We start from the raw sequence: 12,067 nt of genomic DNA, 5'->3' as shown, positions 1-12,067 counted from the left end.
TCTACTCCTGAATTTGTGCGTTTCTGCGTTGTTCATATCCATCTTTTAAGAATGCGTATAGATCGATTGTGCCGTTAGTTAGTTTATTATACAGCTCTGGATCTTTAGAACCATCATTGATTACCCGCCATGATTTTGCTATTAAATTTAGATGAAAATATCTATTTGCATTATCTGTAAATATCTCATTTGTATAGCTCATTGGATTGATAAAAAAGTCGCCACTCATACCTATTAAATCCCGCAAATTTGTCTGACCTAAAAATGGTAACACAATGGGAAATCCACCGCCAACACCCCAATAGCCAAGAGTTTGCCCTAGATCCTCATCATGCTTTTTAAGCCCATATACATTAGTAGCTACATCGCTAATTCCGCCAAAACCAACTATAGTATTAACGATAAATCTTAAGCTCTCTTCACTAGCATTTGCAAATTTAAGTTGTAATACATTATTAACTAATCTAATAGGAAAGAGTAGATTATCAAAAAAATTGCTTATAGCATCTTGAGCTGGATTTGGCATCATATAGTCATAGCCTTTAAATGTCGGTATCAACACATTTTGATAAAATATATGGTTAAATTCTGTCATAACTCTATTATACCCACTTAGCGGATCAAAGCTATCTTGAGCGATATACTCATCTTCAAATGAATCAATATCAGTAGCAAAACAGCTAATGATAAAGATAAAATTAACAAAAAAGATCCTAAGCATAAATAAGCTCCAAAAATAAAAAGTTAGTATTATATTAAACTCAACCTTAAGTTTAGTATAAACAATAAATTTACTATATTTAATCTATTTATTTTTAAATTTAGTAAAATATATGCCAATTTTTAATAAAAAAATATTATAATACACTTAAAAAATAAATTTATAAAGAGGTTTTTATGAAAGCACGAATAAATCTTGAGCTAATTTTAAACGATGAAGTGGTGCTTTTGCCAAAACATATTAAGCTTCTAAAAGCTCTAGATGAGACTAGAAGTATTACCAAAGCTGCAACTGTAGTGGATATATCATACAAAAACGCTTGGGATTGCCTAGATTTAATCAATTCCAAAGCCGATGAGCCACTCATTCTAAGGGTTGATGGCAAGAGAAAAAATAGCGGTAGTGAGCTAAGCCAATACGCAAAAGATATAATAGATAAATATGATGCAATCTTAAAGGCTCAAAACCACTTTCTAAATGAAATTTGTAATGATTTAGATGGCGATATTATAAGTAACTTAAAGGGGATAAATATGAAACTAAGCGCTAGAAATCAGCTCCAAGCTACAATCACAGATATTGAAATTGGTGCGGTAAATGCCCAAATCACCGCTAAATTAAGCGATGGAGTGTTACTAAAATCCATAATCACAATAGATAGCCAAAAAGAGTTAAATTTAGAAGTTGGCAAGGAGATTATCTTTGTTTTTAAAGCCTCAAGCGTGATTTTAGCTAAAACTGATGATAAAGAGTTAAAAATTTCAGCAGCAAATAAACTAAAAGGCAAGGTTACTCAAGCAACCTTAGGTGCGGTAAATGCGAAAATTTCTGTAAATATAGGTCATAACCAAATAATCCACGCAATAATCACAAATGAATCAGCTCAAGATATGAGAATTAATGTAGGCGATGAAGTTGAGCTATTTATAAAAGCTAGCCATATAATTATCGCTACACAAGCCTAATTTACACAATTTAATCTAGCTAAATTTTGGCTAGGTTAGCTATCTTTAAAATATAAATATATAATTTATATGTATAAATATCATTTTATTTATCGCATATTTACTATTTAATCATATAATTTTGAAGTATAAATTTAAAATATAAAGGATAAATAGTGAGAACACTTCTACTTATTCTAGCCTTTGTGATTTGCTCTTTTGCTTCAAACCTTAATGTCGCCGCTGCGGCAAATACTGCTTATGTCCTTGAAGAGACAAAGCGTGAATTTATCAAGATTCACCCAGACGCTAAGATCAACATCACACTAGGCTCAAGCGGCAAATTAGTAGCTCAAATAAAAAATGGAGCCCCATTTGATCTATTTTTAAGTGCTAATACCAGCTTTGCTGATACCTTATACAAAGATGGCTTCGCAGTAGATAAACCACAAATATACACTAGCGGAAGCGTAGCAATACTAAGCGTAAGAGGCTATGAGCCAAGTCTAAACTCACTACAAAACAAAGATATAAAAACAATAATAATCGCAAATCCTAAAACCGCACCATATGGAGCCGCCACAATCGAGGCTTTAAAAAATGCTGGAATTTATGATGAAATAAAGCATAAAATCATAGAATCAAATAGCATAGGAGATGCTCTAAATCAAACTATAAAAGCTGGAGATATAGGATTTGTAGCAGCTAGCGCTCTAAAGGCTAAGCAAATGCTACAATATACCAACTACTCTATCCTTGATAGCTCACTTCATACTAGCATAGACCAAGCGATGGTAATTTTAAATAACGGCAAAGATAATAAACTAGCTAAGGCGTTTTATGACTTTATTCTAAGCAAAACCGCTCAAGATATATTTGCTAAATTTGGGTATAAATCAATCGACTAGGCTAAATTATGATTAATTTCCACTGCCAAAAATCATTTAATGGATTTGAGCTTGATGCGAAATTTAGTGTAGAAAATGGTGAATTTGTCGCACTATATGGCAAGAGTGGTAGTGGTAAAAGCACGATATTAAGGCTACTTGCTGGATTTGATAAGCCAAATAGCGGAGTAATTAGTAATAATGAGCAAATTTATTATAATAAAGATATATTCTTACCACCACAAAAGCGAAATATAGGCTATCTTTTTCAAGATTATGCCCTATTTCCTAATATGAGTGTAATGCAAAATCTACTATTTGCTAAAAATGATATTAAATTTGCCACTGAATTGCTTGAATTAACCCAGCTTTTAGAGCTTAAAAATGTCTATCCCCATACTCTCTCAGGCGGTCAAAAGCAACGCACAGCCTTAGCAAGGGCTTTGATGAGACGCCCTAAACTACTGCTTTTAGATGAGCCGTTATCTGCTTTGGATACAAATTTACGCACTAAACTCCAAGAGTATCTAAGCCAAATTCACAAAAAATATGGTATGAGTATAATCATAGTTAGCCATGATAAAAATGAGATTTATAGACTTGCAAGCCATGTATTTATAGTAGATAGTGGCAAAATTATCCAAAGTGGCTCGCCAAAAGAGCTGTTTTTAAACTCAAATTCGCACCAAAATATCGATTTTCTAGCCACGATTTTAGAGATTAATCAAAACTTAATCACTTGCGAATATGCAAATCAAATTTACCAAATCACCTTACCAAATAGCCTAAATAGCCTAAAAATCGGCGATACCATCACTCTAAGCACACAAATATCAAATCTAAAGGTTACTATATGATAGATTGGACGCCACTACTATTATCATTTAAATTAGCTTTAATAACAACAATTATACTATTTATCATCTGCTTATTTTTTGCTTATATTGTGGCTAGGTGTGAATTTAGATTAAAGCCCGTTATCGAAAGTGTAATATCATTGCCACTTGTGCTGCCGCCATCGGTGCTTGGATTTTATATCTTAATACTTCTATCTCCATACTCATTTTTGGGTGAATTTATGCAAAAGTATTTTGATATTAGACTTGTTTTTAACTTTACTGGCCTTGTAATTGCTAGCTGTATCTACTCATTGCCATTTATGTTTTCACCCATATTATCAGGGTTTAAATCCCTGCCAAATTCGCTTATAGAGGCTAGTTATAGCCTTGGTAAAGGCAAGATTACTACCTTGTTTTGCGTAGCTATGCCAAATATCAAGCCATCGCTACTAAGTGCGATTATCATTAGTTTTGCTCATACTTTAGGCGAATTTGGAGTAATTTTGATGATTGGTGGGAGCATTGATGGAGAGACTAAGGTTGCTAGTATTGCTATTTATGATGCTGTTGAGATACTAGACTATAAACTAGCACATATATACTCAGCCATTATGCTAATAATCAGCTTTGTTGTGCTGTTTTTAGTCTATTTTATAAACCAAAAAATAGAGAAAAAGTAGTATAATAATCAAATTTATTTTAAAGGAATTTGATGAAAAATATATTTTTTTCTCTGATAATTAGCCTAATATTTTTAGGTTGTGGTAGTCCTGCTTTTACTAGCTATCTTGCTACTTCTAATCCCATTTTTATAACTGAAAATATCAAGGGCAAAAGTTTTAGCATATATTCACAAAACTTAACTGAAAATTTCGATATCAATCTAAGCTCTGCCCTAATCCAAAATGGCTATAAAAAAGCTGATAAAAATCCAGATATTACAATCAAAGTAGCCTTAAATTACCTAAGGCAAAATAGCGATATTAAAAATAATAATTTTATGGAATTTGGCTTTGGAAGTGGCGGTTTTAGACATATTGGCTTTGGAAGTGGGTTTGGCAATGGATATGAGAGTGAGTATTTTTACGACGCTCAAGCCTCGCTATATATCGCTATTAAAGATGGCAAAGATTATCAAACAAATTTAAATTTACAAAGTCAAAAATCTAGCTTTAGCTACTCACAATCTCAAGCTACAGAGGATTTTCAATCCAAAATAATAGCTAAGATTGTAGAGATTTTAAATGGCTTTTAGGCTGATATTCTAAAGCCATTTAAAATGATTAAAATAATATATTTTTTAACATTAAAATAAACATAATTATATATAGCCCTAGAGCCAACCTTTTTTGAGTTATTTTATCAATTTTATGACCAAATTTAACACCAAAATAGACCCCAATTATAGAGCCAATCCCAATCATCAAACCACTTTTATAATCCACTAGCCCAGCACTTCCTAAGCTAATAAGTCCAGAAAATGAGCTAAATATAACAAAAAATAGCCCAATTGATATGGCCTTTTTAATATCCATTTTCAAAAATCCCACAAATATCGGAGTTAAAAATAGAGCTCCACCAATCCCAGCAGATATAGCCACAGCACCCACAAAAACCCCCACAATAAACATTACAAATTTAGATATATCTTTTGGATTATCATTTACTACATCAGCTTGAAAAAACTTAATTATAGCCACAAAAAGTATAAAAAGCACCGCTAATTTAAGCACAATACTAGGCATATTTAAAACGATAAATCCGCTAAAACTAGCCCCCAAAAGCCCACCAATACCAACTACAATCCCATCATTTAAAACTAATTTTTTATTTTTATAATTTATATAACTACCAAACACCGCCCCCATAAACATCTGAAGCACACTAATACCAATTGCACTCTTAATATCAAAACCCAAATTTAGCAGTATCGGAACCAAAATCGTCCCCCCACCAATCCCAAAAAATCCGCTAATAAACCCCACGCCAACCCCAATAGCGACAAATAACGCAATCAAAAAATAGATAGTATCGCCAGATAAGATCATATCAACCATTTTTACACCTTAAATTTAATGCCAAATTATAGTAATCCTAAGATAAAATCTAGCTTTGAAATAGTAATTTTTAAGATTGATAAAGAAAATTTTTTGTATAATATTTTTTTAAAAAAACTTTTTGGAGCTAATATGCTTTTACTCTGTGATCCAACCATATATTTTAGAGAAATTTTACGCCAATACCCAAAATCTTATCTAGCTGAAGATGAGATGCAAGTCATCATCGGCATTGATTGCTATTATATTAGCGGAGATGATTTTACTAAATTAAATGAGAGGATTAAAAATGGCAAAAAAATCTCAAATTTTGCCGGACTTTTTGGGATTTTAAGCTACGAAGCTGTATATAAATTTGAAAAAATCGCAGATATAAAGCCATCTTTATACGAGTTCCCAATATATCATTATAGCGATGCTAAAGCATATTTACACTATGATAAACAGAGTAAAATTTATAGCTTTTATGGGGATAGCGGATACTTTAATAATCTAAAAGATATAAAGCCTTCAGCAAAATCAGATAAAAGCTATTTCTACACCATAAAAAGCGATCTAGATAGCCAAAAAACCGATTATCTAAATATGATTAAAACGGCTAAAAATTATATAAAAAATGGCGATATCTTCCAAGTAGTTTTATCTAAAACTTTAGAATTAGAAAGCGATTTTGACCCACTTGAATTTTATGAAATTTTAAAATCCCAAAATCCTAGCCCATATATGTTTTATTACCCAAGTGAATTTGGCACCATCGTAGGTAGCAGCCCTGAGCTTGTAGTAGAGATCAAAAAAGGCATAATCCACACAAGCCCAATTGCTGGAACAAGAAAACGAGGGATTGATGCTAATGAAGATGAAGCGATAAAAAAAGAGCTTTTAAGCGATGAAAAGGAGCTTAGCGAGCATAGAATGCTAATTGATCTAGCTAGAAATGATATAGGCAAATTCGCCCTTCCAAGTAGCGTAAAAGTTACAAATCCTATGCATATCAAACTATATGAGAGCGTAATGCATATTGTAAGTGATATTTACGCAGAGCTAAGTAGCTCATCAACGGCAATGGAGGCGATAACTACGATATTTCCAGCTGGAACCCTTAGCGGAAGTCCAAAGATTAGAGCAATGCAGATTATAAATGAGCTTGAAGGGCATAGTCGTGGAATTTATGGTGGTGGGATTGGATTTTGGCATTTTAATGGAGATATGCAAATGGCAATTCTCATTCGCTCAGCAATCTTCGTACCAAATTCAGACTCAAATAGCGTATTTATCGGAGCTGGTGCTGGGATAGTGTGGGATAGCGATGCTAAAAATGAGTATGAAGAAATTTGCAATAAACGAAAAAGTTGCCTAAAGATATTTGAGCAATACGCAACCAAAAGGGATAAATAATGATTTTGATGATAGATAATTACGATAGTTTTGTTTATAATATATATCAATATATTTTAGACACGACTAAAGAGCCTATAAAATGCGTAAGAAATGATGAGATTACAATTGATGAAATTAAGGCCTTAAATCCATCTAAAATTATCCTAAGTCCAGGACCAAAACACCCTAAAGATAGTGGGATTTGCCTTGATATTTTAAGAGCGAATTTAGGCATTCCTATACTTGGAATTTGCCTTGGGCATCAAGCCATTGGGCTAGTAAATGGAGCTGATATTAAGGTGCTTGATATCCCAGTTCATGGTAAAATTAGCCAAATCAAAACCCAAAACGATAGCATAATCTTTGCTGGATTACCAAGTGAATTTAATGTGATGAGATACCACTCTTTATATGTGGATAATCTCCCGCCAAACTTGCAAGCCACAGCATATAGTAGCGATGGGGTTTTAATGGCGTTAGAGGATAAGCAAAATCAAATTTTTGGGATACAATTTCACCCTGAGAGCTTCTTTAGCCAGTATGGAAAGCAGATAATTACAAATTTTCTCCTACTAAATCAAACAAAAGACGAAAGCCCTAAAAAGGCAAATTTCGCTCCATTCCTTACAAAACTCCAAAAAGGCTTTGCGCTTGATAATAGCGATTATGAGATAATTTGCAAAGAGATCTATAATAAAAATTATGATGAAATTCAGCTTGGTGCTTTGCTAGTTTTAATAAGCGAAAAATCACTATATCCAGATAGCCTTGCTGCACTTGTAAAAAATATACTAAAATACTCAACTACATATAATGATAACTCACCGATGATGGATATAGTGGGCACAGGTGGCGATGCTTTAAAAACCATTAATATCTCTACAACTTCAGCTTTCATACTAGCCTCTTTAGGCATCAAAGTAGCTAAACATGGCAACAAAGCCATAACATCTAAAAGCGGTAGTAGCGATGTTTTAAGCCAAATTGGCATAGATTTAGATAGTGATATAAAGCGTCTAAAATCTAGACTAAATAGCCAAAATTTAGCCTTTTTCCATGCTCCATACTTTCATCCTATTACAGCTTCTGTGCGTGATGTAAGATTAAGGCTTGGAGTGGGAACTGTGTTTAATATCCTTGGGCCACTTCTTAATCCAAATTTAAGCCTTAGCAATCAAGTAGTGGGAAACTATCTTGAAGAAGTTAATGGGCTAATTGCGGCTACTTTATTAAATTTAGGTCGCAAACACGCTCTTGTCGTGCATGGCATGGATGGAATGGACGAGATAAGCCTTTGTGATGAGACACTAATACACGAAGTAAAAGATGGCAAAATACTTGAGTATAAGATCACTCCAGAGCAATTTGGCTTTAATAGAGCATTTCATGCTGATATTGCTGGTGGAGATGCTAGTTATAATGCTGATATTTTAAGAGCTACGCTAAAAGGAGAGCTTGGTGGGGCTAAATTTGATATAGTGCTTTTAAATGCGATGTTTGCCCTATATGCTGCAGATGGTGCTAGCTCACCACTAGAGGCTAAAGATATAATCTTAAATGCTATAAAAAGCGGTAAAGTTTGGGAGTTTTATAAAAACTACACCGGAGATAATAGGTGAGCGAAAATACAGAGTATTTGACAAATCAACTAATTAGCTATTTGGGTAATAAAAGATCGCTTTTAGGCTCGATTGATAGCGTTGTATGCGATATAAAAAAAGAGCTTAGAAAAGATAAAATCGCCTTTGCTGATGTCTTTAGTGGAAGTGGAGTGGTCGCAAGACTGGCTAAAAAGCACTCAAATTTGATATTAGCAAATGATTTAGAAAAATACTCTTTTGTTATAAATTCATGCTATTTAGAAAATTCAGATAATGAGCTTATATCAAGCTTAAAGCAAATTCACGATAAAATTTTACAAAATTACACACCGCAAGAGAGCTTCATCAGTGAAATTTACGCCCCAAAAGATGATAAAAATATCCAAAAAGGCGAAAGAGCTTTCTACTCAAGGCAAAATGCTTTGATTTTAGGCGGTTTAAGAGATGAAATATCTAAAATTCCAACTGAATTTCAAAAATATTTTATAGCTCCACTTCTTAGCCAGGCCTCCATTCACTCAAACACCGGTGGCGTTTTTAAGGGCTTTTATAAGGATAAAGATGGCATTGGAAAATTTGGCGGTAGCGGGGAGAATGCTTTAAAGAGAATTTTAGGCAAAATAGAGCTTGAAATGCCAATTTTTTCAAATTTTAAAAGCGAATTTAAGGTATTTCAAAATGACGCTTATGAGTTTGCTAAACTAGCCCCAAGCGTCGATATAGCGTATTTTGATCCACCTTATAATCAGCACCCTTATGGATCAAACTACTTTATGCTAAATTTAATATGCGATTTTAAAGCACCAAATATAGAGCAAATCAGCAAAGTTAGCGGTATCCCAAATGATTGGAACCGCTCGAATTATAATAAAAAAGCAAAAGCAGGTAGTGAGTTTTTCACTCTTTTAAGCGAGTTTAAAGCAAAGTATTTGATAATCTCATTTAACTCAGATGGATTTATCAAAGAGAGCGAGTTTTTAACAAATTTAAATAAAATAGGCAAGGTTGAAAAAGTAAAGATCAAATACCCAACCTATAGAGCAAGTAGAAACTTAAACTCAAGGGATTTATATGTAACCGAGTATCTTTACATAGTAAAAAAGGTTATATAATGAGCCCTTTAATTAAAATTTGTGGTATCAAAACTTTAAGCGAAGCTAAAAGCGTGTGCGAGTGCGAATTTAAGGGTAAAAGAGTGGATTTTATCGGGCTAATTTTTGCTGAGAGTAAAAGAAAAATTAGCAAAGAAATGGCTAAAAATATAGCGGATTTGGCTCATAAATTTGGTATAAAAGCCGTTGGCGTTTTTGCTAAAATACCATTTGATGAAGTGGCAAAAATAGTGAAATTTGCGGATTTAGACACCATTCAAATCTATGAAAAAGTAGATGATAAAACTAAATTTGATTGTGAGGTGTGGCAAGTTTTTAGCGTAGGAGAGAGTTTGCCAAAGCCTGAAGGGAGCTATGATAAAATATTATTTGATACAAAAGGGGATAAGATTGGTGGAAATGGGGTTAAATTTAACTGGGATTTGCTAAAAAATTTAGATATCAAATTTGGTCTAGCTGGTGGAATCGGCGTAGAAAATTTAAAAGAAGCAATAAAGCTTAAACCAAATTTAATTGATATAAATAGCAAAATAGAAGATGAATTTGGAATAAAAGATAGCGATAAAGTAATGGAAATTTTAAAAATAGTTAGCTTAGGAGATTTAAAATGAACGCAAAAGCATATTTTGGCAAATATGGCGGACAATTCGTCCCTGAAACCGTGATGAGCGCCCTAATGGAGCTTGAAGAGGCCTATGAAAAGATCGCAAAGAGCGATGAATTTAAATCTGAATTAAACGCCCTTTTAAAAGATTATGTCGGCAGACCAAGCCCCATGTATCACGCCAAAAGATTAAGCGAGCACTATGGGCATAATATATATTTAAAAAGAGAGGATTTAAACCACACAGGAGCTCACAAGATAAATAACGCTCTAGCCCAAGCACTTCTTGCTAAAAAGATGGGTAAGACAAAGGTTTTAGCTGAAACGGGCGCTGGTCAGCACGGAGTAGCCACTGCAACAGCAGCGGCACTTCTAGGGCTAGAGTGCGATGTATATATGGGGCAGTGCGATACCAAAAGACAAGCCTTAAATGTATATAAAATGCAGCTTTTAGGAGCCAATGTAGTACCTATTAGCGATGGGCTTGGCACACTAAAAGAGGCCACCACAGCAGCCATTCAAGCATGGGTAAATGAGATAGAGAGTAGATTTTATGTTATAGGTTCAGCCGTTGGCCCTCACCCATACCCAATGATAGTTAGAGATTTCCAAAGCGTAATCGGCTCTGAAGCCAAAGCCCAATTAGATGAAAAAGGCGTTAAGCCAGATTATATCATAGCTTGTGTGGGTGGTGGGAGCAATGCTATAGGTATATTTTCAGCATTTTTAGATGATCCTAGCGTAAATATCATAGGCGTTGAAGCTGCAGGTCTTGGTATAGAGACCAAATACCACGCAGCCACTTTAACCAAAGGCACCAAAGGGATAATCCACGGCATGAAAACCATAGTATTACAAGATGAATTTGGAATGATTTTGCCAGTTCATAGCATAAGCGCAGGACTTGACTATCCAGGGGTTGGACCAGAGCATGCCCACTTACAAGATATAGGCAGAGTAAGCTACTACGCCGTAAGCGATGATGAGTGCGTAAATGCCCTAAGACTTCTTTCAAGATTAGAAGGGATAATACCAGCTATTGAGAGCTCACACGCCCTAGCTTACCTTGATAAGCTCTGCCCTACTCTAAATAAACGCTCAAATATCGTAGTAAATGTAAGCGGTCGGGGCGATAAGGATATGAATACCATAATGGAGTATAAAAAAGGAACAATCTATGGATAAGATACAAAAAGCATTTAATGATAAAAAGGCAAATATAGGCTATATAGTGGCTGGGTATCCAAATTTAGAATATACAAAAGAGTTTTTGAATTTACTAGATGAGAGTTGCCTTGATATTTTAGAGATTGGAATTCCATATTCTGATCCGTTAGCTGATGGCAAACTCATAGCAAATGCGGCTTTTGAGGCTTGCCAAAATGGAGTTACTACAAATAGCGTATTTGATATATTAAAAGAGATTAAAACCAAAAAAGCTTTAGTATTTTTGGTATATTATAATATCATTTTAAGCTACGGCGAAGATAGATTTTTACAAGATAGCAAGGAGTGTGGTATCAGCGGTATTTTAGTTCCTGATATGCCATATGAAGAGAGCAAGGAATTTGCTAGTAAATGCCAAAAACACGGTATCTCGCTCATAAGATTAATCGCCCCTACAAGTGCTAACCGCAGTAAAGAGATCGCTAGTAATGCAGATGGCTTTATCTATGCTGTAGGATCTCTAGGCGTAACTGGCGGAGAGCAAAGCTCAATTGATAGATTAAAAGATATGATTAAATCTATAAAAGATAGTAGTAAATTGCCAGTTGCAATTGGCTTTGGGGTTAAAAATTCTCAAGATGTCAAAGCGATCAAAGAGTATGCAGATGGTGCGATCATAGGCACAAAAATTGTAGAGATAACAAGCAAATTTGACCCACAAACCGCTCATAAAAAGATAAAAGAGTTATTTGAATAGA

The 12,067-nt window shown here is 34.2% G+C and carries 13 protein-coding genes; 11 read left to right on the top strand and 2 right to left on the bottom strand.

From position 1 onward, the window contains the following. Window position 1 precedes the first annotated feature (1 nt). Window positions 2-721, bottom strand: a complete 720-nt coding sequence (locus CSUIS_RS01990) for an MlaA family lipoprotein (RefSeq protein ID WP_086296900.1) — start codon at window positions 719-721, stop codon at window positions 2-4. A 176-nt stretch (window positions 722-897) separates the two neighbouring features. On the opposite strand from CSUIS_RS01990, the gene CSUIS_RS01985 reads away from it, so the two are divergent. The 5 genes from CSUIS_RS01985 to CSUIS_RS01965 all read left to right on the top strand — a co-directional run bounded on the left by CSUIS_RS01985 (window position 898) and on the right by CSUIS_RS01965 (window position 4,646). Next, complete coding sequence (locus CSUIS_RS01985) at window positions 898-1,686, top strand: TOBE domain-containing protein (RefSeq protein WP_086296899.1); 789 nt, start codon at window positions 898-900, stop codon at window positions 1,684-1,686. 155 nt (window positions 1,687-1,841) lie between these two features. Beyond that, window positions 1,842-2,573 (top strand): molybdate ABC transporter substrate-binding protein, encoded by a 732-nt coding sequence (gene modA / locus CSUIS_RS01980; RefSeq protein ID WP_086296898.1) that lies wholly within the window; start codon window positions 1,842-1,844, stop codon window positions 2,571-2,573. A gap of 8 nt (window positions 2,574-2,581) precedes the next feature. Further along, window positions 2,582-3,409, top strand: a complete 828-nt coding sequence (locus CSUIS_RS01975; RefSeq protein WP_086296897.1) for a sulfate/molybdate ABC transporter ATP-binding protein — start codon at window positions 2,582-2,584, stop codon at window positions 3,407-3,409. Then, the gene (gene modB, locus CSUIS_RS01970; RefSeq protein ID WP_086296896.1) at window positions 3,406-4,071 is read left to right on the top strand and encodes a molybdate ABC transporter permease subunit; all 666 of its coding nucleotides are present in this window, start codon (window positions 3,406-3,408) and stop codon (window positions 4,069-4,071) included. Before CSUIS_RS01975 ends, modB begins: the two co-directional genes overlap by 4 nt. A 32-nt stretch (window positions 4,072-4,103) precedes the next feature. Further along, window positions 4,104-4,646, top strand: coding sequence for a hypothetical protein (locus tag CSUIS_RS01965; protein WP_086296895.1), 543 nt, complete (start codon window positions 4,104-4,106; stop codon window positions 4,644-4,646). A gap of 28 nt (window positions 4,647-4,674) precedes the next feature. On the opposite strand, the gene CSUIS_RS01960 is transcribed toward CSUIS_RS01965, so the two are convergent. Next, the gene (locus CSUIS_RS01960; protein ID WP_330518889.1) at window positions 4,675-5,448 is read right to left on the bottom strand and encodes a sulfite exporter TauE/SafE family protein; all 774 of its coding nucleotides are present in this window, start codon (window positions 5,446-5,448) and stop codon (window positions 4,675-4,677) included. 132 nt (window positions 5,449-5,580) lie between these two features. Between CSUIS_RS01960 and CSUIS_RS01955 the strand changes: the two genes are divergently transcribed. The 6 genes from CSUIS_RS01955 to trpA are packed head-to-tail and all read left to right on the top strand — an operon-like array spanning window position 5,581 to window position 12,066. Beyond that, window positions 5,581-6,843 (top strand): anthranilate synthase component I family protein, encoded by a 1,263-nt coding sequence (locus CSUIS_RS01955; protein ID WP_086298541.1) that lies wholly within the window; start codon window positions 5,581-5,583, stop codon window positions 6,841-6,843. Next, window positions 6,843-8,444, top strand: coding sequence for an anthranilate phosphoribosyltransferase (trpD, locus tag CSUIS_RS01950; RefSeq protein WP_086296893.1), 1,602 nt, complete (start codon window positions 6,843-6,845; stop codon window positions 8,442-8,444). The genes CSUIS_RS01955 and trpD overlap by 1 nt, the downstream gene beginning before the upstream one ends. Then, on the top strand, window positions 8,441-9,538 hold the full coding sequence (locus CSUIS_RS01945; protein WP_086296892.1) for a DNA adenine methylase: 1,098 nt from the start codon (window positions 8,441-8,443) through the stop codon (window positions 9,536-9,538). The genes trpD and CSUIS_RS01945 overlap by 4 nt, the downstream gene beginning before the upstream one ends. Next, window positions 9,538-10,149, top strand: coding sequence for a phosphoribosylanthranilate isomerase (locus CSUIS_RS01940; protein WP_086296891.1), 612 nt, complete (start codon window positions 9,538-9,540; stop codon window positions 10,147-10,149). Before CSUIS_RS01945 ends, CSUIS_RS01940 begins: the two co-directional genes overlap by 1 nt. Continuing rightward, window positions 10,146-11,327, top strand: coding sequence for a tryptophan synthase subunit beta (gene trpB / locus CSUIS_RS01935; protein ID WP_086242200.1), 1,182 nt, complete (start codon window positions 10,146-10,148; stop codon window positions 11,325-11,327). The genes CSUIS_RS01940 and trpB overlap by 4 nt, the downstream gene beginning before the upstream one ends. Continuing rightward, complete coding sequence (gene trpA / locus CSUIS_RS01930) at window positions 11,320-12,066, top strand: tryptophan synthase subunit alpha (RefSeq protein WP_086296890.1); 747 nt, start codon at window positions 11,320-11,322, stop codon at window positions 12,064-12,066. Before trpB ends, trpA begins: the two co-directional genes overlap by 8 nt. Window position 12,067: the final 1 nt, after the last annotated feature.

It is taken from the genome of Campylobacter porcelli (assembly GCF_002139855.1).
GTDB lineage: Bacteria > Campylobacterota > Campylobacteria > Campylobacterales > Campylobacteraceae > Campylobacter > Campylobacter porcelli.
The sequence above is the reverse complement of the archived record's forward strand: the minus strand, read 5'-3'. Positions and strand labels throughout refer to the sequence as shown.

Coding starts and splice junctions, on each gene's coding strand:
- CSUIS_RS01990 (WP_086296900.1), bottom strand. CDS start 721: ATGCTTAGGATCTTTTTTGTTAATTTTATCTTTATCATTAGCTGTTTT.
- CSUIS_RS01985 (WP_086296899.1), top strand. CDS start 898: ATGAAAGCACGAATAAATCTTGAGCTAATTTTAAACGATGAAGTGGTG.
- CSUIS_RS01975 (WP_086296897.1), top strand. CDS start 2,582: ATGATTAATTTCCACTGCCAAAAATCATTTAATGGATTTGAGCTTGAT.
- modB (WP_086296896.1), top strand. CDS start 3,406: ATGATAGATTGGACGCCACTACTATTATCATTTAAATTAGCTTTAATA.
- CSUIS_RS01965 (WP_086296895.1), top strand. CDS start 4,104: ATGAAAAATATATTTTTTTCTCTGATAATTAGCCTAATATTTTTAGGT.
- CSUIS_RS01960 (WP_330518889.1), bottom strand. CDS start 5,448: ATGGTTGATATGATCTTATCTGGCGATACTATCTATTTTTTGATTGCG.
- CSUIS_RS01955 (WP_086298541.1), top strand. CDS start 5,581: ATGCTTTTACTCTGTGATCCAACCATATATTTTAGAGAAATTTTACGC.
- trpD (WP_086296893.1), top strand. CDS start 6,843: ATGATTTTGATGATAGATAATTACGATAGTTTTGTTTATAATATATAT.
- CSUIS_RS01940 (WP_086296891.1), top strand. CDS start 9,538: ATGAGCCCTTTAATTAAAATTTGTGGTATCAAAACTTTAAGCGAAGCT.
- trpB (WP_086242200.1), top strand. CDS start 10,146: ATGAACGCAAAAGCATATTTTGGCAAATATGGCGGACAATTCGTCCCT.
- trpA (WP_086296890.1), top strand. CDS start 11,320: ATGGATAAGATACAAAAAGCATTTAATGATAAAAAGGCAAATATAGGC.